Origin of the sequence: Clostridioides sp. ZZV14-6153, assembly GCF_020657855.1 — a bacterium.
Classification (GTDB): domain Bacteria; phylum Bacillota; class Clostridia; order Peptostreptococcales; family Peptostreptococcaceae; genus Clostridioides.
The window spans coordinates 204,222-229,811 of record NZ_JAGWCZ010000001.1; the positions used below are offsets into that span (position 1 = coordinate 204,222).

Here is a 25,590-nt window from a genome sequence, read left to right on the forward strand (position 1 = left end):
AAATTACTATAATTAATGGGGGATTAGAGATGGATTATAATGAACTATTAAAAAATGCTAGAGAAAATTTAAATGGAAGTTGTAAAGTTTGTAAAGTTTGTAATGGAGTTGTCTGTGCAGGTGAAGTACCTGGTATGGGAGGTAAAGGAAGTGGTTCTTCTTTTATAGAAAATAGTAAGAGCTTAGAAAAAGTAAAAGTAAATATGAGAGTAATACATGATGTTTCAAATCCTGATACATCTATAGAAATATTTGGTAAAAAAATGAGTGCTCCTATATTTGCAGCTCCAGTAACAGGAACTACTTTAAATATGGGTGGAAAAATAAATGAAAGAGATTACATAGAACCAGTAGTTGCAGGATGTGCCAATAGTGGTATCTATGCAATGGTTGGAGATACAGCAGTAGATGCATTTTTAATGGAAAATTTAGATGTAGTTAAAAAGTATAATGGTGCTGGAATTGTATTTATTAAACCTTGGGACAATGAAAATATTATAAAAAAGATAAGACTAGCTGAAGAAGCTGGAGCGTTTGCAGTTGGAGTTGATATAGATGCTTGTGGTTTAGTAACTTTATCGCTACATGGAAAACCAGTGCTTCCTAAAAATATTGAGCAAATAAAAGAACTAGTTAACTCTACTAAATTACCATTTATATTAAAGGGAATAATGACTGTAGAAGATGCATTAATGGCAGTTGAAGCAGGTGTAGATGCAATAGTTGTATCAAATCATGGAGGAAGAGTACTTGACTGTACACCAGGAGCATGTGAAGTTTTACCAAAGATTGCTGAGGCTGTTAAAGGTAAAGTTACAATACTTGCAGATGGTGGAGTTAGAACAGGATTGGATGTATTAAAAATGATAGGCCTAGGGGCAGATGCAGTATTAATAGGAAGACCTTTTGTAACAGCTTCATTTGGTGGAGCAACTGATGGTGTAGAAACTTATGTAAATAAACTTCAATCAGAATTAAGTGGTTCTATGATATTAACTGGATGTCAAACTATAAAAGATATTGATGGAAAAGTTATATACAAATAAATTTTTATACAAAAAAGAGGAAAAATCATTTTAATGTAGAATAATTGTACAAAGGGGGAATTTATATGAGTAAAAAAGCTTATGAAGAAGCCTTAGTAGAATTGGAAAAATTTATTGATGAAAGAAAACAAATAGTTAAAAGTGCGGAGGAATGTATTGATAAGTACATAGTTGACAGAACGCTACCTTTTGATTACAAAGATAAATGTGTGGAATGGCAACAAGAGTTACTGGACACTCTAGAAGCACAGATTTTAGAAGCAAATGAATTAAATGTATTATTAAAAGAAAAAAAGGAACTTGAGGAAGATTAGGTTTTGTTGACCAAGTGTAAATCAGTAATATGATTTACACTTGGTTTTTTTAGGAAATCTAAGGTAAAGTATGGTAATAAATATGATTAATCTAAAAAATAAAACCAGTCTTTAAGACTGGTTTAATTATTACTTTTCGGATTTAGAATATGTTTTTTCATTTCTTCCAATACGATTGTATAAGATTTACATTGAGCAGCAGCTAATTCCGACAAAGCAAATCTCTGAGCTTTATTTAGAAAGTCCTTATCTGTACTACATAATTGTTTTGAACAATCTTGTATCATAAGCATCTTAATTAATTTTACAATCTCAAAGACATCTCCTGAATGAAATTTATCATGGTATAATTTAAGCCGTTGCTTTCTATCAAAAATCCATATACCATCTATTTTATCAATTGATTGGATAAAATTATTAACTTCATTTTCGTTCATAATTGGACGTACACCAATCTTGTCAGCATTCAAAACGGGAATCGAAATTTTAAGAGTGCTATTGAAAATGACAGTTAATTCATAGTATTTCTGCATATGTTTATTTATTTCCTTTGTTACAATATCACTTACATAACAGGCTCCTTCTTTTGGATACATCACACTTTCACCAATATTATACATATGTTAGTTATACCTCCAAACTGAATTTTAGATATTGCAATTGGGGTACAATGCTTTAATTATCTAATAATTAATATTATATCATAAAACTATTGACAAGTCAAAGGTATTAATATATAATAATAAGTTTATCATCAAAGATAGATAAAACTGACTATAAAAATATAATATAAAATGATTTAAAATATTGAAATATTATGTTAGTATTGTATAAAATTATATACTAACTATATTTAGTAATTATTAGTTTTTTGCAAAATCTCTTAATTTAAAACTTCCAGCTGTTACAAATACTATTCCAATAAGTATTAGAACGATTACATTTATTAAGATACTATCATTGATTCTAAGGGCATTTATAGTCCAGTAAAAAGGTGTAAGCTTTGATAGATTAGTCATAAATGATAATTCACTCATTGATGGTATCAGACTAGATATAGATATAGCTAAACCTATTAAAGAATAAAATGTAGTTACAAGGCTTATAGAACTTTCATTTTTAAATACTCTAGCTATCCAAAATACAAATCCAGTGGAAACAAAACTATTTGCTAGTACAATCATTAATATATTTGGGGTTAATTTAAAATCTCCAACAAATGTAAGGCATCCAAGTATTACAGTGTATAAAATTGCTTGAATAAAAAATAACCCTAAGAGTATACTAAAAATTATTTTTATATCTTTATGTTTTGTAGAAATAAGTCTCCTTAAAACATTTGATTTTTTTAATGTAAATAAGTCAGAGGCAAGATACGCTGCGTTAATATACATAAAATAACATATTAAGAAAACTGTTAAAAATGAATCTGTGTTTTTATCAGGCTTATTATCAACTATACTTGTTTTAGTTAATTTTTCATCCATATTTTTATCTATTTTTGATTTTAAAGAATTATTGATAAAAGATTCTATTTCTGATTCTGCCCAAAGACTACCACCACCATTTTCAGTTTTGAAACATTTAACAGCAGGTCGTTTTAAGTTATCTATATCAGTTGAAAAGTTTTTGTCCAAAACAAATACTGCAGAAACTTTATTATTTTTTAGTAAGTTCATAGCCTTATCTTCTTCATTTAATCTAAATGTGTTTTCCTTTAGCTTTGAATTATTTATCAATTTATGTTCATATTTTCCTGAAGAGTTAGAGACAACTGCTACTGGAGAAAAATACATTGATTGATTGTCTGATTTACTAGAAAAAAGGTTAAGAGAAACAATTAATATAATAGGAATCATGACCATACTAGCTAAAAGAGAAGGATTTTTTATATATCTTTTTATATTTGCAAGAATTAGTCTAATCATTATTAAATCTCCCTCCATTTATATTTTTCTTTTACAATAGAGAGTATAATCAATATTGTAGAAATAATTAAGCATGTTACAATTAAATTACTTATTGAATTTAAAGTCTTGAAACTTTCATAATCACTATACAGAGTTCCTATTAAATAAGTTGGAGATAAACTTACAAACTTACTAAAAGCTTCACTTATCATGTTAAAAATACCTCCAAAAATTGTTTGTAAGAAAAGTAATATATAGACTATGAATGTACCATATTTTTTACTAAAAAAACTAGTTACAAAAGTAGATATAGAAGTCATAAAATATGATGATATAGCACATATTAAGGTTAATGTGGCAAGATTACCTTTAAATGTTATTCCAAGTATCCTAAAGAATAAAACATATAATAATAGAAATATAAATGAATAAATCCATAAACCTACAAAGTCGTAAATTAAAAACTGCACTCTAGTTATAGGCATAGAATAAAGTCTTTTTGAAAGCCCTTTTGATTCACTTATATAATTCGATAAAATATTATTCATTATAAAAATTATTACAAGGAATCCTAATGAAACTAAAGCAAAGTATTCATATGAGTTTTGTTCAGTATCACTTTTTATTATAGAATTGGCAATAGAACTCTTATTAAACAACTTAGAAAACTCTTCTGAACTTAGTTTTTGAGAATTATTTAAATATAATTTTTCATGATAAGTATTTAATATATTTTGAAGTAGTACTGCTATGTCATCTCTAGTTCCAAGTTTTTCTATACTTAAAGTATTTGATTTTTCCTTTAAAATATTGTTTTCGTATCCTTTAGGTATTGTAAGTTTTAAATCTGCATCAGAATAATCTTTCTGTATTTTTAATACAGAAGATAAATCATCTTTTAAATAATTTGTCAAATTATTTGATAATTTGGAGTTATCTTTATCATATACAACAATTGACATAGGTTCTGTTTTTATAGGATTTTGAAACATATCTTCTGTTACCATTCCAAGGAACCCAGCTAAAAGTAGAGGTAGAGCTAAGAAATATATCAAATTAAGCATGAATGAGCTTTTCAGACCTTTTAACATAGTTTTTACACTTATATATAATTTCATAAAATCACCCCCATTAGTCCCTTAAGTTTTTACCTGTTAGATTTAAGAATACATCTTCTAAACTAGGTTCTTCATAAGAGATACGTATTACTTTTGAATTGTTTTTGTCAACAGCAGAAAGTACATCTGTTAACTGAAAGTTTTTATCTACATCTAATGTTATTACTGAAGTATTTTCTAAAACAGATATAACACCTTTAATATTTTTTAAATCAAATATAAGTTGAGCATTTATATTTTTTATTTCCATAATTAATTTTGTATTTGTAGACACTATTGATTTTAGGTAATTATTATCCCCAAAAGCAACTTCTTTACCTTCATCCATAATAAAGATTTTAGAACAAAGATGTTCAACTTCTTCCATATAATGGGATGTATATATAATAGTAGTTTTTTGTTTTTCAGATATATCTTTTATAAAATTAAAAATGTGATTTCTTGATTGAGGGTCAACACCTACAGTTGGTTCATCTAATATTAATATTTTAGGATGATTTAAAAGTGCTATCCCAATATTTAATCTTCTTTGCATACCACCAGATAGTTTTTTTACTTTTTTCTTTTTAACTTCAGCTAGACCTGTAACTTCCAAGGCTTCATTGATTCTCTCTTGAAGCAACTTACCCTTTAATCCATAAAAAGCTCCAAAGTATTCTAAGTTATCAAAAGGAGTTAGTGTTTCCATAACTGCTAACTCTTGTGGAACTAATCCTATTATGGATTTTGCACTCATAGGATTTGCTGACAAATCTACACCATTTATTTGAATATTACCGCTATTTGGTAAAGTAAGATTGGTAATTATATTTATAAGTGTAGATTTACCAGCACCATTTGGACCAATAAGCCCAAATATTTCCCCCTTTTTAACAGAAAAACTAATGTTATCAAGTGCTAACTTATCATTAAATCTTTTTGTTATATTATTTACTTTAACTATATCCATAAAAATCCCTCCCAAAATGTTTTTGTGTAATTTAAAAATCTATAATATTATAATAAAGAATTATTAGGTGTATTTCTATTACTATAAGTCACTAAAAAAAGTGACTTAAGTCACTTTATAGTTTTAGCTTTATTATAAGTTAAGTTTTTGAAAATTTTGTTTATAGTTTAGACTTTTTATTGACATACTATATTACAATTTTAGTTTTGAAAGCAAATATAGCCAATTGAGTCCTATCTCTAAGCTCCAATTTGCCTAAAATATTAGTTATATTATTTTTTATGGTACCCTCAGATAAAAATAATTCTTGACTTATTTCTTTATTACTAAGTCCATGTGCAATTAATTTAATTATGGATATTTCTTTTTCAGTTAAATTATATATATTAGAAATATGCTCATGTTCAACAGTTTTTTCAGATGACATGATTTTTTCAGCTACATTTTTGTCAAGTACAACATTGCCAAAAAATGAAGAGCGTATCCCCTCATGCAATACTTCATCAGAGCTGTCTTTTAGAAGGTAACCTGAAGCTCCAAACTTCATTGCATCTTTTATATACTCATCATCATTAAAGGTAGTTAAAATTAATAGTGCTATTGACTCATCATATTCTTTTATAAGTCTTGTGCCTAAAACACCATCACAAATATTCATTCTAATGTCCATAAGAACAACATCTACATCATTTGACTTACAAAATTCTAAAGCCTCATATCCATTAGAGGCATCTCCAATTATCTCCAAATCATCATAAGATGACAATATAATCTTAAGACCTTTCCTAATTAATTTTTCATCATCAACTATAAGAACTTTAATTTTACTCAAAAAAATCACCCCCTAAAAATTTGGGAAAAGAAGCTCTAATTGTAAATCCATCATTGTGATTATCAAATTCAACTTTTCCATTTAGTTCATATATTCTTTCGCTAATACTGTTAATTCCATTTCCTTTTTTTATATTTTCACATCCTATACCATTATCACTAATCGTAATTATAAGATTTGAAGGATTAAATGTTATAAAAATTTTGATTTCACTTGCTTTTCCATGTCTTGATGCATTGGAAAGCGATTCTTGAATAAGTCTATATAAAGCTATAGACTGAGCTCTAGATAGGCTCCAAGTGTTTCTTGATATAGTTAGTCTTACATTAATATTTGTAAGCTTAATAAAGCTTTTAATTAGTTCTTTAATTTTAAACAAATTTTGATAATTTTCATATTCAATAGGCTTTAACTCAGAGATAGCTCTTCTAACATCTTGAAAACTTTCATTTACGAATTCTCTAAGTTCATGTACTAAATCAGATACTTCGGGCTTATCATTTAAGAGCTTTTCTATGGCACTTAACTGTATTATTGTTGTAGAAAGAGAATGTCCAACACTATCGTGTATTTCTCTAGATATTCGGTTTCTCTCTTTTAAAATGGCTAGTTCTTCTATAGAACTTGCATAAATTTCTAAATCAGAATTAGATTTTTTTAATTTATCTTTAGAAATTCTAAGTTTATCATAAAGGCTTTGATTGTATAGTTTAGATATATTTTCACTTTCTATATATATAGAAAGTATAGATATAATCAATAATATTGAACTTGATTCCAAAGCTAGATACAAGTTTTTATCTAAACTAATAATAAAGGAAGATACTATAATGAAAAACAATAATATGTATTTGTATTTTTCATTTATAAAAAATGATATGTCCAAAATTAAAGGAACAAAGTAAAGTGAATTAAAAGTCTTTGTATAATTATACAATATAAAAATTAAGATAAGCTCTAAAAAATAAGAAATAAGTACAATTCTATTCTTGTTTGATAAAGAAAAAAATCTGACTTGATTATTTATTATAATTAGAAATAATATTATTATTGTCATAATTGAATACATTGTATTTTCAGCATTGTTTAGATAACTTACAATCAATATAAATAGGGATAAATATCGTATAAAAGTAACTAATTTTTTTCTGTTCATTAAAAACATTCCTCCATAAAAATAAACTTTCCTTATGAAAACTAGAATAATATCATAAAAGAATAAAGTCAATAGAGGTATCTATTAATATTAATGAAAATAAAATCAATCTAAAAAATTTGAATAGTTAAATTGTATACTGACCATAATCAAAAAGTAAAAATCTAATGTATTGGAGTAAAAAATGAATAACAAAGAAAAAGGTGATTTTGGAGAAGAAGTAGCAATTAATTATTTATTGTCAAAAGGTGCAAAACTACTAGAAAAAAACTACAGATTAAAGATTGGAGAAGTAGATATAATAGTAAGGATGGATGATGAGATTGTATTTGTAGAAGTAAAATCAAGGTCTAATTTAAGGTATGGTTATCCTTGTGAATCTGTAAATTTCAAGAAGAGAAAAAAGATAGTTGAGATTGCTAAATACTATATCACAAAAAATAATTTACATAATATTCCCATAAGGTTTGATGTTGTAGAAGTTTATTTATCAGAAAAAAGAGTAAATCACATAATGAATGCTTTTTAAGAAAGATAAAGTTTTGGAAAGGATTACTATATGTTAAGTATTATTAATTCGAGTAATTTAATAGGAATTGAGAGTTTTCTAGTAAAGGTTGAGGTGGATACAAGTAATGGTATACCTAGCTTCAATATTGTCGGGCTTCCAAGTAAAGAAATTAAAGAGGCGAGAGAGAGAGTTAAATCAGCTATTATCAACAGTGGATATAAATTTCCAAATACAAGAATTGTTGTAAATTTATCACCAGCAGATATAAAAAAAGAAGGTGCTTTTTTAGATTTATCAATAAGTATAGGTCTTTTAAGAGGATTAATAAAAAAGGATGAAAATTATATAAGAGAAAGTATGTTTATAGGAGAATTATCATTAGATGGAAAAATAAGAAAAGTAAGAGGTATATTACCCATAATTATAGGTGCAAAGACTCAAAATATAAAACGTATTTTTATACCAGTTGACAATATAAAAGAAAGTCTATTTATAGAAGAAATTGATATAATACCTATTAAAAGTTTAAAAGAATGTATAGGTTTTTTAAACGGAGAAATAAAAGTCGATAAAGAAAAAATAATGTCTTTTTTAAATGAAGAAATAGAAACAAATAGTAACTATACATATTGTAAATATCCTGAATTTTATGATACAAAAGAAAGCAAATATGATGAAGATTTTAATGATGTTAGAGGAAATTATTTTATAAAGAGAAGCGCAGAGATAGCTGCTGCTGGAAATCATAATATGCTTATGATTGGGCCTCCAGGCTCAGGTAAAACAATGATTGCAAAAAGAGTAATAACAATTTTACCAGATATAAGTGTAGAAGAGATGATAGAGGTAAGTAAGGTTTATAGTGTATTGGGTATGATAGATGAAAATAAAGGCATAATTGATAAGAGACCTTTTAGGGCTCCTCATCATACGACTACAAAGCAGTCTTTAATTGGAGGAGGAACAGATGCAAGACCTGGAGAAGTAGCACTAGCACATAGAGGTATTTTGTTTTTAGATGAAATCGCTGAGTTTGATAGGAAAATCCTTGAGACTTTGAGACAACCTATAGAAGATGGATATGTAAATATATCTAGAGTAAAGTACAGTACAAAATATCCTTGTAGAGTATTACTAATTGCAGCTATGAATCCATGTCCATGTGGTTATTATATGTCAAATACAGAGTGTAGATGTAGGAGTAATGAAATTAATAAATACATAAATAAAATATCAGGACCATTATTAGATAGGTTTGATATTTTTGTAGAAGTAAATACTGTAAAATATGATGATTTAAATTCATCAAAACAAGAAGAAAGTTCTCAAAAAATAAAGATAAGAGTAGAAAATGCTAGAAAAATACAAATAAATAGATTTAAAAAAGATAATATAAAAAATAATAGTGAAATTAAGGCCTCTAATTTATTAAAATATTGTAAATTAGAAAAAGAAGCTTCAAAAATGGCTAAAGTAATATTTAATAAATATAACTTAAGTAGTAGAAGTTATACAAAACTTTTAAAGATGGCAAGAACAATAGCTGATTTAGAAGGAATAGAGTTGATAAATTCACAATGTATTATAGAAGCTTTTTCATTTAGAAGAGCTTATTATAGTTATTTTAAATAGGTTTTTGAGGTGTATTTTATGAAGAAAAAAGATATCTATTTATGGTTAAAATCAATTAGTGGAATAACAACAAAAACAATTGAAATAATAGAAAATGATATAGTAAATATTGAAGATATATTTGATTTTTCTGAAAAAGAAATATATAATTTAAAAAATATAAGCTTGAATATTAGAAAAAATATAGTAAAATATAGAGGTCACGCTTATTTAGAAAATATAAAAGAACTACTTTACAAAAAATCAATTAAATATATTTGCCAATATGATGAAGAATATCCTGAAAATTTGAAGAATATATACAATGCTCCAAAGTTATTATTTTACAAAGGTGACATAAGTTTAGTTAATAATAATTTTAATATAGCTATAGTAGGTTCAAGAAAGCCTACAGCTTATGGAATTAGTTGTGCAAAAACAATGAGTTGTCAATTGTCCCAATATGGAGTTAATATAGTAAGTGGATTAGCCATAGGAATAGATGCATATTCACATATAGGTTGTATGAATGGAAAATCTAAGACTATAGCAGTGCTTGGGTCAGGAGTAGACAACCCTCTTCCAAAACAAAATTTACATTTATCAAATAAAATATTAGAAAATGGGGGACTATTATTATCAGAGTATAATATTAATTCAACAGTAGCTCCATACCATTTTTCTAATAGAAATAGAATTATTAGTGGATTAAGTGATGGAGTAGTGGTTGTAGAAGCCGCAATACGAAGTGGTGCATTAATAACAGTAGAGTTTGCTCTTGAACATGGGAAAAATGTTTTTGCGATACCTGGTAATATAAATTCTCAAATGAGTAGAGGATGTCATAAAATTATAAAAGAAGGTGCGAAATTAATTGAAAATATAGATGATATTTTGAATGAGTATAACATATTTAATATTATTGATAAAAAAATAAATCAAAAATATGATAATATAAGTTTAAATGCCAAGTCTAAGCAAATAATTGAAGCTATAAAAAGAGAAGGAAGCTTGCATATAGATAGTATTTGTGATTATACTGGTATAGAAATAAAGTATGTAAATTCAATAATCAATGAATTAGTACTAAATGAGTTAGTAGTAGAGATGAATAATAAAACGTACAGTTTAAATGTATAAATTAAGATTAGGTAGTGGGGGTGTGTGGTTTTATGGCCAAAACATTAGTCATCGTAGAATCGCCTGCAAAAGCTAAGACTATAGAAAAATTTTTAGGTAAAAGTCATTATACAGTGAAAGCATCAGTTGGTCATGTCAGAGATTTGCCTAAAAGTAAATTAGGTGTAGATATAGAAAATAATTTTGAACCTCAATATATAAACATACGAGGAAAAGGCGACGTAATAAAAGAATTAAAAAAAGAAGCTAAAAAATCTAAACAAGTGTATCTAGCAACTGACCCCGATAGAGAAGGTGAAGCTATATCATGGCATTTAGCTCATATACTAAATTTAGATGAATCTGATGATTGTAGAATTGAGTTTAATGAAATAACTAAAGATGCAATTAAAAAAGCAATTAAGCATCCTAGAAATATTGATATAAACTTAGTAGATGCACAACAAGCTAGAAGAGTATTGGATAGACTTTTAGGATATCAAATAAGCCCTATATTATGGCAAAAGGTTAGAAAAGGGCTTAGTGCAGGTAGAGTACAATCAGTAACAACAAAATTAATTTGCGATAGAGAAAAAGAGATAAAAGCGTTTATTCCAAAAGAATATTGGACAATAGATGTTGAAGCAAAGACATTAAAAGATAAAGATATAACTTTAAAATTTTATGGCAAGAATGATGAAAAAATTGAATTAGAAAATGAAGATGCTGTTAATGAAATACTAAAAGAAATGGAAGGAAAGGATTTAAAAGTTGAAAAGATAGAATCTAAATCAAGACGTAAATCAGCTCCAAAACCATTTACAACAAGTATGCTTCAACAAGAAGGTGCAAATAAGTTGTTTTTTACTACTAAAAAAACAATGATGATAGCACAAGAATTATATGAAGGTATAGATATAGAAGGTGAAGGCACTGTTGGTCTTATATCATATATAAGAACTGACTCTAAGAGAATATCTGATGAAGCAAAAGAAAAAGCTAAGGATTATATAATAAGTGACTTAGGTGAGAATTACTATAAAAATCCTGTAGAGAAAAAAGAGAAACCAGATACTAAAAAGGTTCAAGATGCACATGAGGCAATAAGACCAACTTCCGTTGATAGAACTCCTGATAGTATAAAAGCTTCATTGAGTAAAGACCAATATAAGCTATACAATTTAATTTGGAGAAGATTTATAGCAAGTCAAATGGAGGATTCAGTATTCGATATACTAAATGTAGAATGTAAGGCTGGAGATATTGTATTTAAAGCTACTGGTTCAAAAATGAAATTTGATGGATATACTAAGGTATACAATTTTTCAGAAAGAGAAGATAAGATTCTACCAAGTATAGAAAAAGGAGATATATTAAGTATAGAAAATATATTGCCAGACCAACATTTTACACAACCACCAGCAAGATATACAGAAGCTAGTTTGGTAAAAACATTGGAAGAGCTGGGAATAGGTAGACCAAGTACGTATGCTCCAACAATAGCTACTATATTAAATAGAGAATATGTTGAAAAGCAAGGCACAAGTCTATGTCCAACAGAACTTGGAATAATAGTTACTGATATTTTAGAAAATAATTTTCATAAATTTATAGATGTAGATTTTACTGCTGATATGGAAAGCAAGCTTGATGTTATAGAAGAAGGAAATACAGATTGGAAAGAAATTGTATCTGAAGCATATGCACCACTTAAGGAAGCGATTGAAGAAGCACTTGAGAATATAGAAAAAATAAATATGGATGAAGAAACTGATGAAATCTGTGAAAACTGTGGTTCTAATATGGTTATAAAATATGGTAGGTTTGGAAAGTTTATGGCTTGTAAAAACTATCCTGATTGCAAAACGACTAGACCAATTATGAATAAAATTGGTGTTAAATGTCCAAAATGTGAAGAAGGAGAAATTATCCTTAGAAAATCTAAAAGAGGGAAAGCTTTTTATGGATGTTCTAATTATCCAAACTGTGACTTTGTAGCTTGGAATAAGCCAACAGGAGAGTTTTGTGAAAAGTGTGGTTCATATATGGTTGAAAAAGTGACTAAATCTGAAACGAAAACAGTATGCTCCAATAAAGAATGCAACAAAGAGTCAAAAGAGCATAATGACGGAAAAGAGTGAAAATTGAAAAAAATCACATAATTCTCTTGAAAAAGGTTCCAAACTATGATAATCTTTCAAGTGTAAACAACTAATATAAAAATAAATTTTCATTAAGAGTGAGAATAATATTAGAAAATATAAAGGTTATTAAAAGGCCTAAATTTCATGAGGAGATGATTAAATGGCAAGTGAAGTATTACAAAAAACAAGAAAAATAAATAAAACATTACAAACAAGTGGTGGAAGTAGTGTCTCTTTTGATTTACTGGCCGGAGCATTAGGAGATGTATTAAATTCTAATGTTTATGTAGTAAGTGCAAAAGGTAAAATTCTAGGGCTTCATTTAAATGACATTGAAGATAGCTCAGTTATAGAAGACGAATATACTAAGCAAAAAAAATTCTCAGAAGAATATACTCAAAACTTATTAAAAATTGATGAGACACTAGAAAACTTAAATGGTGAGAAGATATTGGAGATTTTCCCTGAAGAGCAAGGAAGATTACAAAAATATACTACTGTAGTACCAATACTAGGAAGTGGACAAAGACTTGGAACATTAGTACTTTCAAGATATTCAATGTCATTTAATGATGATGATTTAGTGATAGCTGAATACAGTGCAACTGTTGTTGGTCTTGAGATATTAAGAGCAATAGGTGAAGAATTAGAAGAAGAAATGAGAAAAAAAGCTGTAGTTCAAATGGCAATAGGCACTCTGTCCTACTCCGAGCTTGAAGCAGTTGAACATATTTTTGCTGAATTAGACGGTAAAGAAGGCTTACTTGTAGCAAGTAAAATAGCTGATAGAGTTGGTATAACTAGGTCAGTTATAGTAAATGCACTTAGAAAATTTGAAAGTGCAGGTGTGATAGAATCAAGATCATTAGGTATGAAAGGAACTCATATAAGAATACTTAATGATAAACTTACAGATGAATTAAAAAAATTAAAAAACAATCAATAATCTAAATTTTATAGATTGTGATTAGAAAAGGTATCTATTTCAAATAGATACCTTTTTTAGACGGATTATTGGGATAATAATCATTAAATACTTTTTTTAGAATAGGAGTGGGAATATGCCTTTAGCAGATAAAATAAGACCAAAAACAATGAATGATGTAATAGGTCAAAGTCATATAATTGGTAATGGAAAAATACTGTCTAAGATATTACAGACTAATTTTTTACCAAATATGATATTTTTTGGTCCACCTGGTGTTGGAAAAACTACTGTAGCAGAAATTATCGCAGAAAAAAGCAATAAAAATTTTTATAAAATAAATGCCACTAATTCATCACTAGAAGATATAAAAAAGGTAATAGCAGAACTTGGAAGTATAAATAATATAAATGGGGTTTTACTATATATAGATGAGATACAAAGTTTTAATAAAAAACAACAGCAGTCGATATTAGAATTTATGGAAAATGGTAGTATAACTTTGATTGCTAGTACTACAGAAAATCCATATCATTATGTATATAAAGCTCTTCTAAGTAGGTCGACTATATTTGAATTTAAGCCTTTAGAAAAATTAGATATAGAAAAAGGATTAAAAAGGGCAATTGAAGTTTTAAATGAAGATAGTTATATGGATATTGAATGTAATAATGATGCTATTGAGGATATAGCTATTATATCTGATGGAGATATGAGAAGAGCCTTAAATGCTTTAGAAGTAGTAGTTTATTCAACTAAACCAAATAAAGATAACATAATCTATATAGATTCAGATGTAGTAAAAAAATCTACATTTAATAAAATTATAAACTATGATAAAAATGGTGATAGTCACTATGATATTTTAAGTGCATTTCAAAAATCTATAAGGGGAAGTGACCCACAGGCATCCATACACTATTTAGCAAGACTTATAAAAGGTGGAGATTTAATAAGTATCTGTAGGAGACTTTTAGTAATAGCTAGTGAAGATATAGGTTTAGCTTATCCAAATGCAGTTGTCATTGTAAAAGCGTGTGTAGATTCAGCTATGCAACTTGGATTTCCTGAAGCAAAAATACCATTAGCAGAAGCTACTATTCTTTTAGCTACATCACCAAAATCTAATTCTGCATGTATGGCAATAATGAAAGCATTAGATGAATTAGATAGAGAATTTGTTAAAGACATACCAAATAGTATAAAAGATGCTCATTACTCTGGTTCTAAAGATATAGGTAGGGGATGTGGATATAAATATCCTCATAACTTTAAAAATCATTATGTAAAACAACAGTATTTACCAGATAGCATAAAAGATAGTATTTACTACATACCACAAGAAAACAAAACTGAGAAAAATATAAAAAAATATCTAGAGTATTTAGATAGCGATTTTTAAGTTGAATTTTATGTATCGGGGGTAGATATTATGATTATAAAACTTAACTCAAGTTATCATAGTAGAGTTATGAAATATTTAAAAAAAGAACCTGAGTACAATTTATTTATAATAGGGGATATTGAAAGATATGGATATGGAAATAACTTTTTAAATTTATGGGCAGATATAGGTTTAAATGGTGAAATCAGAGCAGTACTACTCAAATACTTTGAATTTATGATGTTTTATTCAGATGGAGAGTATGATGTTGAAGGATTTTATGAATTGCTTTGTGATACTGATTACGAAGAAATTTCTGGAAAAATAAGTGCTGTAGATGCTTTAGCAAAGCGATTAGGACTTAATAATTTAAAAATAGTTGATTTTTGTAAGCTTCAAACTAAAAAATTTTTAGTTGATAATAATTGTAATGAAAAGGTCAAAAGAATTAGACTTGGAAATCTAAAGAAAACAGTTAGGCTTTATGATTTGATAGATGAATTCCACAGTACAACTTTAGATAGTTTAAAAAATGGTTTAAGAACAGGTAGAGGATATTGTATAGAGATTAACAAAGAAGTGGTATCAATGGCAAAGAGTACATCAGAAAATAGGACTCATGCAATGATAATTGGCGTAGGTACACATCCTAAATATAGAGCTAGAGGGCTTGCTACAAAATGTTTAATTAAACTATGTTCAGAACTTTTAAGAGAGAATAAAATGCCTTGTTTGTTTTATGATAATGAAGAAGCTGGAAAGATATATAAAAAATTAGGATTTGAAGACATTGGAAAATGGGGGATTTATTCAAAATAAAAAAAATAAAATTAATCTTGACAAAATTAGTAGGGTATAATAAAATTATGTTGAAAGTAATTCCTACTAAAACAGTATGAATTAGATTTCTATATAGAGGTGATAATGTATGAAGTTGTCTACTAAAGGTAGATATGGACTAAAGGCAATGTTTGAATTAGCATTAAATCAAGATAATGGTCCAGTGTCATTAAAATTTATTGCTAAAAAGCAAAAAATATCGGACCAGTACTTAGAACAAATATTTTCATCTTTAAAAAAATCGGGTCTAGTAAAAAGTGTAAGAGGTGCTCAAGGAGGGTATTTGCTCTCAAAAAATGCTGAGGATATAACAGTAGGAGATATACTTGTAGTATTGGAAGGTCCAGTTGCATTATCTGACTGTGTACTAGATGAAGATGTCTGTGAAAACTCAAACATGTGTGTAACAAAAATAGTTTGGGAAAAGATGAAAAAGGGTATAGAAGATGTTATAGATTCGATTACTCTTAAAGATATGATAAATGACTATAACAAAAATAAATTAGAAAATGATATAACAAATATAACTATAAAATAGATTTGGAGATGAATGTAATGGAAAAAAGAAGATTGTATATGGATTATTCTGCAACAACACCTGTTAAAAAAGAAGTATTAGATGCAATGATGCCATACCTAACTGATTATTTTGGTAATGCATCTAGTTTTCACACATTCGGAAGAGAAGCAAAAGATGCTTTAGATAAAGCAAGAGAACAAGTAGCAGCCCTTATAAATGCTGAACCTAGTGAAATATATTTTACAGCAGGTGGTTCAGAAAGTGATAACTGGACATTAGAGGGTGTAGCTTATGCTAATAAAAATAAAGGTAATCATATAATAACTTCAAAAATAGAACACCATGCGATACTTCATACATGTGAATATTTAGCAAAACATCATGGATTTGAAATAACTTATTTAGATGTTGATAGCGAAGGAAAAATTGATTTAAAACAATTAGAAGATTCAATAAAAGATACTACTATACTAATAAGTATAATGTTCGCAAATAATGAAATAGGAACTATACAACCTATTAAAGAAATATCTGAAATAGCTAAAAAACACAATATATTATTCCATACTGATGCAGTACAAGCTTCAGGTAATATTCCAGTAGATGTTAAAGAACTAGGAATAGATTTAATGAGTATGTCTTCACATAAAATATATGGACCAAAAGGTGTTGGAGCTTTATACATAAGAAAAGGTGTAAGACTTCATAACTTTGTTCATGGTGGAGCACAAGAAAAAAGCAAAAGAGCAGGTACAGAAAATATACCTGCAATAGTTGGATATGGAAAGGCAGCAGAATTAGCTAAAGCAAATATGCAAAACCATGTTGAGACTTTAACTCGTCTTAGAAATAAGTTAATAGATGGTGTTTTAGAAAGAATACCTTATACAAGAATAAATGGTAGTTTAGAAAATAGATTGCCAGGAAATGCAAACTTTGCATTCCAATTCATAGAAGGTGAAGGAATACTTTTATTATTAGATATGTTAGGAATAGCTGGTTCAAGTGGTTCTGCATGTACTTCTGGTTCATTAGACCCTTCACATGTACTTCTTGCAATAGGTTTACCACATGAAATAGCACATGGTTCATTGAGACTTACAGTTGGAGATTTTACAACAGATGATGATATAGATTATATATTAGAGAATTTACCAAAAGTTATAGAAAGACTTAGAAGTATGTCACCACTTTACGATGATGCAAAGAAGCAAGGATTAGTAAAATAGACAAAGAAGATAAGACACAAAAAGTAGGCATAAATTAATGTAGGAGGAAAAAAACAATGCAATATAGTGATAAAGTTATGGAACATTTTATGAACCCAAGAAATATGGGAGAAATTGAAGATGCAAGTGGTGTAGGTGAAGTTGGAAATCCTACATGTGGAGATATAATGAAGATATTTTTAGACATAGAAGGAGACATAATAAAAGATGTTAAGTTTAAAACATTTGGCTGTGGTTCAGCTATAGCAAGTTCTTCTATGGCAACTGAAATGATAAAAGGAAGAACTATAAAAGATGCATTAGACCTTACAAATAAAGCTGTTGCTGAAGCTTTAGATGGTTTACCACCAGTAAAAATGCACTGTTCAGTTTTAGCAGAACAAGCTGTAAAAGCAGCACTTATAGACTATGCTAAAAAGAATAGTATCCATATACCAGAATTAGATGGATATGTTATAGATGATGCTCATGACCATGATATTGAGGAAGAAGAATAAAATAAGGAATAATTTTCCAAAAAAAGTTTAAAATCATTTTAAAAAAGTGTATAATGGTATAGTAAGATGAAAAATAGCCGTTTTAAAGAAAACGGCTATTTTTTATTGTACAAACTACCATTCTAGCCCGTTTTGAAAATCAATCAAATAATAAAAAAATATACACATCCATAATATTTAAACATTAAAAAATATAAAAAATCTCAACAAATCAATTGTTTACAAGGATTTCATATACAAATATACTTTTAAAAAATTTTACTTAAAAATGCTATTTTCTTTAAAAAGGCACATTTCAACTAAATACAATATTAGGGGGAACAGTTATGAAAATACCAAAGAGGATAGCAGCAATACTTACTATATCATTAGTAGTTAGCAGTGCGACAGCAGGCATGTCAAGTGCTCAAACAAACAGTGATACACTTAAAGGTTCAGGTCGATGGGAAACTGCTATACAAATAAGTAAAAAAGGATGGGATACATCTAAAAATGTAATATTAGTTAATGACAATACTATAGTAGATGCATTGACTGCAACTCCTTTTGCTGGTTCTAAAAATGCACCAATTCTTTTGACACAAAATAATAAATTAGATGATAGGACTAAAGCAGAAATAATAAGGTTAAAAGCAGAAAAAGTATATTTAATAGGTGGGACAAAAACTTTAGGTTCAGAGGTAGAGACACAATTAAAATCATTAAAAATTGATACAGAAAGAATCTCAGGAAATGACAGATATCAAACTTCTTTAGAAATAGCTAAAAAATTAGATGAGTCTCTTGGAAGAAAAGCAAGTAGTAATATTTCAGAGATAGTTGTAGTTAATGGAGAAAAAGGTCTTGCTGATGCAGTAAGTGTAGGAGCTATTGCAGCTCAAAATAAAATGCCAATAATTCTTTCTAGTCCAAAAGATGGAATAAAACAATCAAGTCAATTTATAAAAGATAAAGGTATAAAGACATCTTATGTAATAGGAGGAGTGCAGTCAATTTCGGAAGTTACAAAAAATACTTTACCTAGTCCTAAGAGATTATCAGGAAATGATAGAAATGAAACTAATGCGGCTGTTATAAGTGGATTATATAGTTCAAAAGAGCTGAAAAATGCGTATATAACAAAAGATGGTATGAATAAACAAGGAGACCTTATAGATTCATTAGCAGTGGGTTCATTGGCGGCAAAAAATAATTCACCAGTAGTTTTAGTTGGAAATAAATTAAATAAAGAACAAGAAAAAGTATTAAATACTAAGAGCTTAAAAACAGTTACACAAGTTGGTGGTTCAGGCAATGAGACTGCTTTCTCTGAGATAAAAAAATCACAATCTACAACAACATATGAAGTTAAAAATGTAGAAGAGTTAAAAATAGCTTTAGCTAAAGCGGATGCAAATGATGTTATAAATATTAAGCCATCAGGAACTATGTCAAATGATTTGTCATTGAGTACAAATAATTCAATTTCTGTAAATTTAAATGGTACATATACAGGTACAATAGTAGTAACTGCTCCAAATGCAGATATAGTAAATAAAGGTACAATAAATAAAGTTTTGGTTAAGGATAGTAAAGGTGGAACAATAATAAATGAAAGTGGAGCAAAAATAGAAAAAGTAGAAATACAAAATAATTCTAGCAATGTTGTAGTTAAAAACAATGGAAAAATAACAAACATAAAAAATGATGCTACAGGAACAAATATAAAAAATGAAGGAACAATAACTGACAAAGTAGAAGGTTCTCAGACTCCAAGTGTAGATGGCACTAAACCAGGTGGAAGTTCATCTGGAGGCTCTTCATCAAGTGGAGGAAGTTCAAGTGGTGGTTCATCTGTAAAAGATAAACTGATAACATCAATAACAGCACTTGATAATTCAATAAAAGTACAAAATGTAGAAAATGGAACGGAATTAAGTAAATTAAACTTACCAAAAGAGTTATCAGCAACTGTGTCTGGAGTAGCGAATACAAAAGTAGGAGTAACTTGGAAAAGTACACCAGAATATGCTAGCCAAGTAGCAGGAAAGTATATATTTAGTGCAAGCTTATCAAGTGGATATAAGCTTGCAGAAGGAGTATCAATTCCAAGTATTACAGTAACAGTATCTGAACCTGTTAAAGTGGAGACAATAAAGGTTACTGATACCGATACATTAGAAAAAGCACTTGCTTTACAAGAAGATGGTCAAGTGTGGGAAATAAGTGGACAAATAGATGTTAAAAAGCCAGTTGTTATAGATAAAAAAATAATTATAAATGGTATTAATGATGCTGAATTGAAAAAAGCTGTAGAATTTACTGATACTAAACCAGGCTACGAAAATATAGTAACAATAGACAGAAAAGATGGTGTAAAAATAAACAATCTAAAAGTAACAGGCTTAGATTCAGATAAATTAAACAAATCAGGAATGCATGTTTATTTATCACAAAATGTTGAATTAAACAATGTAACTTTAAATAATAATAAAGGAGCAGGTTTAATAGTAAATGGTTCAGCAGTAATAGCTTCAAACCTTGTAACAAGTGGAAACGGATGGTATGGAGTCAATGTAGAATATGTAAAAGATGATGGAATTGTAAATGAAACTAATGCAAGACTAGATTTAATAGGTGATTGCAAGATAAGTGAATATACTCCAATAAAAACTGATAACTATGATAAAGATAAAGTGATTGTTAATGGATATGGGGATTGTACATTATCACAAGATTCAAAAATTGCTACTTGGGGTAAAGCTTCTATCACTATAAATGAAAATAATGATATAGCTAATATAACGGAAGAAAATAAAATAGATGAGGGTGAAAATGGTAGCATACCTAAATTTGAAAGTGTAGAGGGTAGAATACCTGTAGATATTACACTAAATAAAGGCAAAAATGATTATAACAATGTAAGAGTTCAAATAAAACCAGAAGATGATTCAGCAGATTTAGATGGAATACAACTAATTGCTAAAGATAGCAACGAAAATTGGTTTAACATAGTAAAAACAGGATGGGGACCAATGGAAGGTTTTTTATTACAAGATGCAACAACACCTGTTTATCTAGTTGGAAATAAAGAAGGTACTTATAAGGTGAAAATAGAACTAGTTGATGTTAGTAATTCTAATAATATAATAACAGAAACAACAGCGTCAGTAGTAGTAGTTAAATAAATATAAAATCATTCTTAAATCTTTTAAAATTACTTAATAACATTATTTTTTTTAGAAAATAGAGCAAGCTATATTTTAAATAAATACAATGCTTGCTCTATATGGTATAATAATAAGTAATGCAAAAGATGAGGTGAAATTTGTTTATGAATAAAAAAGTAATGATAGGTATGAGTGGTGGAGTGGATAGCTCTGTAGCTGCATATCTTTTAAAACAACAAGGATATGATGTCATTGGTGTTACTATGAAATTATGGCAAGACGATGACGAAGTTGAAAATGAAGGTGGTTGTTGCTCTTTATCAGCAGTTGAAGATGCTAGAAGAGTGGCAAATAAAATAGGAATACCATTTTATGTTCTAAATTTTAGAGAAGTATTTAAAGAAAAAGTAATAGATTATTTTATAGATGAATATTTAGAAGGAAAAACTCCTAATCCTTGTATAGCTTGCAATAAACATATAAAATTTGATGATTTTTATAAAAGAGCTAGACAAATAGGGTGCGATTATGTGGCTACAGGTCACTATGCAAAAATAGAAAAAGATGAAGATACAGGAAGATATTTATTAAAAAAATCTGTTACAGATAAAAAAGACCAGACTTATGCACTTTATAATCTTACACAAGAACAATTAAAACATACACTACTACCAATAGGTGATTATGAAAAGGACAGAGTAAGAGAAATTGCTAAAGAAATGGGAATGGCAGTTCACAATAAACCTGATAGTCAAGAAATTTGTTTTGTTAAAGATAATGACTATGCAAATTATGTAAAAAAACATTCTGAAAAGCGTATTGAAGAAGGTTTTTTTGTAGATACTAAAGGAAATATACTTGGAAAACATAAAGGTATACTATACTATACAATAGGACAAAGAAAAGGTCTTGGAATTACTTTTGGCAAGCCAATGTTTGTAGTAGATATAAATCCAATAAATAATACTATCGTTCTTGGAGACAATGAAGAATTATTTAAAAAAGAACTTATTGCAAAAGATGTTAACTTTATATCAATAGATAAATTAGAAGAACCATTAAGAGTTCAAGCCAAAATAAGATACTCAGCAAAACCATCGCCAGCTACTATTTATAAGGTAGGAGAAAATACTATTAAAATAGTATTTGATGAAGCTCAAAGGGCTATTACAAAAGGTCAATCTGTTGTAATGTACGATGGAGATATTGTCGTAGGTGGAGGAATAATAGAGAAAAGTTTATAAAAATCTCTAAGAAACTTATAAAATAAGTAATATAGTCTATAAATCTAAAACAAAGTTTATAAAATAAATTTATTGTATATGAAAATATAGTATTGATTAATTTTGTAAAATTTAGTAATATAATTATTATATTAATTAAAAATAAATACAGTGATAAGGAATAGTAAAGTATTTGATGTCTTACAGAGAGAGGGAACATGCTGAAAGCCCTTAGAATAAAATATTTGAAGCAGCCTTTTAGTAGCAATTTTGAACAATGTACCTTGAATTAAAAGGTAGATTTAAGTAGAGATTGACGGTAGTTACGTTATAGCTAAGGTTTTCCGAAGATATCATAATTTTTTATGATAATTAGGGTGGTACCGCGATTGTCCTCGCCCCTATAAATTTATTTATAGGGACGAGGTTTTTTATTTAAACGAAAAAATATAATTTATTAGGAGGAACATAATATGGAAAAGATGGGACTAAACGAGATAAGAAGTAAGTTTTTAGAATTTTTTGAGTCAAAAGGTCACTATGTAGCAGACAGCTATTCTTTAGTACCAAACAATGACAAGAGTTTATTGCTTATAAACTCAGGTATGGCACCTTTAAAAAACTATTTTTCAGGTGTAGAAGTACCTCCAAGTTTAAGAATGTGTACATCTCAAAAATGTATAAGAACAGGAGATATAGAAAATGTAGGTATAACTGCAAGACATGCTACTTTCTTTGAAATGATGGGTAACTTCTCATTTGGAGATTACTTTAAAAGAGAATCAATTAAATGGGGATGGGAATTTATCACAGAATGGCTAAGTATACCAGAAGATAAAATATGGGTAACTGTATATGAAGAAGATGATGACTCTTATGATATATGGGCAAAAGAAATGAATTTCCCAGAAGATAGAATGGTTAGACTTGGTAAAGATGATAACTTCTGGGAGATAGGTACAGGTCCTTGTGGTCCTTGTTCAGAAATATATTTTGATAGAGGAGAAGAATATGGATGTGATAATCCAGACTGTAAACCAGGCTGTGATTGTGACCGTTACCTAGAATTCTGGAACCATGTATTTACTCAGTTTGATAGAGATGAAGAAGGAAACTACAGTCTATTAGAAAGTAAAAATATAGATACAGGTATGGGTCTTGAAAGAATGGGATGTATCATGCAAGGTGTGGATACTATCTTTGAAGTAGATACGATTAAGTCTATATTAGAAGCAGTTGAAAAGTTAACAGGAGTAAAATATGGAGAAAATCCAAAAAATGATATATCAATAAGAATAATAACTGACCATATAAGAGCTGTAACATTTTTAGTTAGTGATGGAGTACTTCCATCAAATGAAGGAAGAGGCTATGTTCTTAGAAGACTTCTTAGACGTGCTGCTCGTCATGGTAAACTATTAGGTGTAAAAGAATTATTCTTACAAAAACTAATAGATGAAGTTATAAAGGTAAATGATAAAGCATATCCAGTTTTAGTTGAAAAAGAAAGTTATATTAAAAAGGTTGTTGGAATAGAAGAAGAAAAATTCAATGAAACTATAGACCAAGGAACAGAAATATTGAACTCATATATAGAAGTATTAAAGAATGAAGGAAAAGCTGTTTTAAGTGGTCAAGAAGCCTTTAAACTGTATGATACTTATGGATTCCCTATAGACTTAACTAAAGAAATTTTAGAAGAAGAACATTTATCTGTAGATGAAGAGTCTTTCAATGAAGAAATGGAAAAACAAAAAGAAAGAGCTAGAAATGCTAGAGGAAATATGGATGGAGAAAGTTGGAAGGAAGACCCTCTATCAAAATTAGAATCTACTATAGATAGTATGTTTAATGGATATAGTGAATTATATGGTGAAGGAACTATTGAAGCTATAGTTAAAGATGATGAGTTAGTTCAAAATGCAAAAGAAGGTGATAAAGTATCCATAGTACTAGACAATACCACTTTCTATCCTGAAGGTGGAGGACAAGTTGGTGATTGTGGATTAATAACTAATGAAAATTTAGTAGTGGAAGTATTAAATACTAAAAAAGGTGCTAATAATAGTATAAAACATATAGGTATAATAAAATCAGGAAAAACAAGCAATGGAGATAGAGTAAAGACATTAGTAGATAGAGATGTTAGAATGTCTGCTGCAAGAAACCATAGTGCTACACATTTACTTCATAAGGCATTAAAAGAAGTATTAGGAGAGCATGTTAATCAAGCTGGTTCTTTAGTTACTCCAGATAGATTAAGATTTGATATTACTCATTTTGAAGCTATATCAAATGAAGAATTAAAAGTGATAGAAGAAAAAGTAAATAATGTTATTTTATCATCTTTAGACATAAAATGTGATATTATGAATATAAAAGAAGCAAAAGAAAAAGGAGCTACAGCACTATTTGGTGAAAAATATGGTGATGAAGTAAGAGTAGTTTCTATGGGAGATTATTCTACAGAACTTTGTGGAGGAACTCACTTGACAAATACTTCTCAAATAGGAATGTTTAAAATCTTGTCTGAAGGTGGAGTAGCAGCAGGAGTAAGAAGAATAGAAGCAATAACAGGAAAAGCTGTTTATGAATACTTAAAAGAAAAAGAAGGAATTATATCTGAAGTTTGTGTAAATTTAAAATCTAAAGAAGATAATTTAATTCAAAGAATAAGTTCTTTATTAGAAGAAAATAAAAATTTATCTAAAGAATTACATGATATAAAGACTAAAATGAGTTTACAATCGGCTGATTCTATTTTTGATTCTAAGCTTGAAGTAAATGGAGTTAACTTAATAACTAATAAATTTGAAGGTATGGATATGGATACACTAAGAGAAACAGCAGATAATTTAAGAGATAAGCTTGGATCTGGTGTAGTAGTATTGGCAAATATAGTAGATGATAAAGTTAACTTTGTAGTTACTGCTACTAAAGATGTATTAGATAAAGGAATACATTCAGGTAATATAGTTAGAGAAGTTGCAAAAATAGCTGGAGGAAAAGGTGGAGGAAGACCTAATATGGCACAGGCAGGAGCTAGTGACATATCTAAGGTTGACCAAGCTCTAAGCTATGCAAGTGAGGTTATTAAGACACAAGTTAAATAA

21 protein-coding genes and 1 other annotated feature are annotated in these 25,590 nt (G+C 28.3%); of the genes, 15 read left to right on the forward strand and 6 right to left on the reverse strand.

The genetic code is table 11. The annotated features are described in order from the left end of the window. Positions 1 to 29 precede the first annotated feature (29 nt). Together KGF46_RS00975 and KGF46_RS00980 are read left to right on the forward strand one after the other, a co-directional pair. Entirely contained in the window at positions 30 to 1,046 is a 1,017-nt protein-coding gene (locus KGF46_RS00975) for an alpha-hydroxy-acid oxidizing protein (protein ID WP_227827158.1), read from the forward strand. A gap of 65 nt (positions 1,047 to 1,111) precedes the next feature. Continuing rightward, the gene (locus tag KGF46_RS00980) at positions 1,112 to 1,360 is read left to right on the forward strand and encodes a hypothetical protein (protein ID WP_227827159.1); all 249 of its coding nucleotides are present in this window, start codon (positions 1,112 to 1,114) and stop codon (positions 1,358 to 1,360) included. 122 nt (positions 1,361 to 1,482) lie between these two features. Here the strand turns inward: KGF46_RS00980 and KGF46_RS00985 are convergent, their stop codons facing one another. The 6 genes from KGF46_RS00985 to KGF46_RS01010 all read right to left on the reverse strand — a co-directional run bounded on the left by KGF46_RS00985 (position 1,483) and on the right by KGF46_RS01010 (position 7,325). Beyond that, positions 1,483 to 1,980, reverse strand: a complete 498-nt coding sequence (locus KGF46_RS00985) for a CarD family transcriptional regulator (RefSeq protein WP_227827160.1) — start codon at positions 1,978 to 1,980, stop codon at positions 1,483 to 1,485. Positions 1,981 to 2,223: 243 nt separating this feature from the next. Continuing rightward, positions 2,224 to 3,288 (reverse strand): ABC transporter permease, encoded by a 1,065-nt coding sequence (locus tag KGF46_RS00990; RefSeq protein ID WP_227827161.1) that lies wholly within the window; start codon positions 3,286 to 3,288, stop codon positions 2,224 to 2,226. Positions 3,289 to 3,290: 2 nt separating this feature from the next. Next, the gene (locus tag KGF46_RS00995) at positions 3,291 to 4,388 is read right to left on the reverse strand and encodes an ABC transporter permease (RefSeq protein WP_227827162.1); all 1,098 of its coding nucleotides are present in this window, start codon (positions 4,386 to 4,388) and stop codon (positions 3,291 to 3,293) included. 13 nt (positions 4,389 to 4,401) lie between these two features. Then, entirely contained in the window at positions 4,402 to 5,337 is a 936-nt protein-coding gene (locus tag KGF46_RS01000) for an ATP-binding cassette domain-containing protein (RefSeq protein ID WP_227827163.1), read from the reverse strand. A gap of 187 nt (positions 5,338 to 5,524) precedes the next feature. Further along, a complete protein-coding gene (locus KGF46_RS01005) occupies positions 5,525 to 6,169 on the reverse strand; it encodes a response regulator transcription factor (RefSeq protein WP_227827164.1) in 645 nt (214 codons plus the stop codon). Further along, entirely contained in the window at positions 6,162 to 7,325 is a 1,164-nt protein-coding gene (locus KGF46_RS01010) for a sensor histidine kinase (RefSeq protein ID WP_227827165.1), read from the reverse strand. Before KGF46_RS01010 ends, KGF46_RS01005 begins: the two co-directional genes overlap by 8 nt. A 184-nt stretch (positions 7,326 to 7,509) precedes the next feature. Between KGF46_RS01010 and KGF46_RS01015 the strand changes: the two genes are divergently transcribed. The 13 genes from KGF46_RS01015 to alaS all read left to right on the forward strand — a co-directional run bounded on the left by KGF46_RS01015 (position 7,510) and on the right by alaS (position 25,590). Further along, positions 7,510 to 7,854 carry a YraN family protein gene (locus tag KGF46_RS01015; RefSeq protein ID WP_227827166.1) on the forward strand — a complete coding sequence of 115 codons (345 nt, stop codon included), beginning with the start codon at positions 7,510 to 7,512 and terminating at the stop codon, positions 7,852 to 7,854. A gap of 30 nt (positions 7,855 to 7,884) precedes the next feature. Beyond that, entirely contained in the window at positions 7,885 to 9,468 is a 1,584-nt protein-coding gene (locus KGF46_RS01020; RefSeq protein WP_227827167.1) for a YifB family Mg chelatase-like AAA ATPase, read from the forward strand. A gap of 18 nt (positions 9,469 to 9,486) precedes the next feature. Continuing rightward, on the forward strand, positions 9,487 to 10,587 hold the full coding sequence (gene dprA / locus KGF46_RS01025; protein WP_227827168.1) for a DNA-processing protein DprA: 1,101 nt from the start codon (positions 9,487 to 9,489) through the stop codon (positions 10,585 to 10,587). A gap of 32 nt (positions 10,588 to 10,619) precedes the next feature. Continuing rightward, the gene (topA, locus tag KGF46_RS01030) at positions 10,620 to 12,707 is read left to right on the forward strand and encodes a type I DNA topoisomerase (RefSeq protein WP_227827169.1); all 2,088 of its coding nucleotides are present in this window, start codon (positions 10,620 to 10,622) and stop codon (positions 12,705 to 12,707) included. A 163-nt stretch (positions 12,708 to 12,870) separates the two neighbouring features. Then, positions 12,871 to 13,656, forward strand: a complete 786-nt coding sequence (gene codY / locus KGF46_RS01035; RefSeq protein WP_227827170.1) for a GTP-sensing pleiotropic transcriptional regulator CodY — start codon at positions 12,871 to 12,873, stop codon at positions 13,654 to 13,656. 115 nt (positions 13,657 to 13,771) lie between these two features. Continuing rightward, the gene (locus KGF46_RS01040; RefSeq protein WP_227827171.1) at positions 13,772 to 15,037 is read left to right on the forward strand and encodes a replication-associated recombination protein A; all 1,266 of its coding nucleotides are present in this window, start codon (positions 13,772 to 13,774) and stop codon (positions 15,035 to 15,037) included. Between the two features lie 30 nt (positions 15,038 to 15,067). After that, on the forward strand, positions 15,068 to 15,838 hold the full coding sequence (locus tag KGF46_RS01045) for a GNAT family N-acetyltransferase (RefSeq protein ID WP_227850150.1): 771 nt from the start codon (positions 15,068 to 15,070) through the stop codon (positions 15,836 to 15,838). Between the two features lie 109 nt (positions 15,839 to 15,947). Continuing rightward, complete coding sequence (locus KGF46_RS01050) at positions 15,948 to 16,397, forward strand: RrF2 family transcriptional regulator (protein ID WP_227827173.1); 450 nt, start codon at positions 15,948 to 15,950, stop codon at positions 16,395 to 16,397. 17 nt (positions 16,398 to 16,414) lie between these two features. Continuing rightward, on the forward strand, positions 16,415 to 17,608 hold the full coding sequence (gene nifS, locus KGF46_RS01055; protein ID WP_227827174.1) for a cysteine desulfurase NifS: 1,194 nt from the start codon (positions 16,415 to 16,417) through the stop codon (positions 17,606 to 17,608). A gap of 56 nt (positions 17,609 to 17,664) precedes the next feature. Continuing rightward, positions 17,665 to 18,105 (forward strand): Fe-S cluster assembly scaffold protein NifU, encoded by a 441-nt coding sequence (nifU, locus tag KGF46_RS01060; RefSeq protein WP_227840395.1) that lies wholly within the window; start codon positions 17,665 to 17,667, stop codon positions 18,103 to 18,105. A 326-nt stretch (positions 18,106 to 18,431) separates the two neighbouring features. Further along, on the forward strand, positions 18,432 to 21,272 hold the full coding sequence (locus KGF46_RS01065) for a cell wall-binding repeat-containing protein (RefSeq protein WP_227861753.1): 2,841 nt from the start codon (positions 18,432 to 18,434) through the stop codon (positions 21,270 to 21,272). A gap of 146 nt (positions 21,273 to 21,418) precedes the next feature. Further along, a complete protein-coding gene (mnmA, locus tag KGF46_RS01070) occupies positions 21,419 to 22,498 on the forward strand; it encodes a tRNA 2-thiouridine(34) synthase MnmA (protein WP_227827177.1) in 1,080 nt (359 codons plus the stop codon). A gap of 141 nt (positions 22,499 to 22,639) precedes the next feature. After that, positions 22,640 to 22,883: a binding site (T-box leader), on the forward strand. Between the two features lie 67 nt (positions 22,884 to 22,950). Beyond that, positions 22,951 to 25,590, forward strand: coding sequence for an alanine--tRNA ligase (gene alaS / locus KGF46_RS01075; RefSeq protein ID WP_227856524.1), 2,640 nt, complete (start codon positions 22,951 to 22,953; stop codon positions 25,588 to 25,590).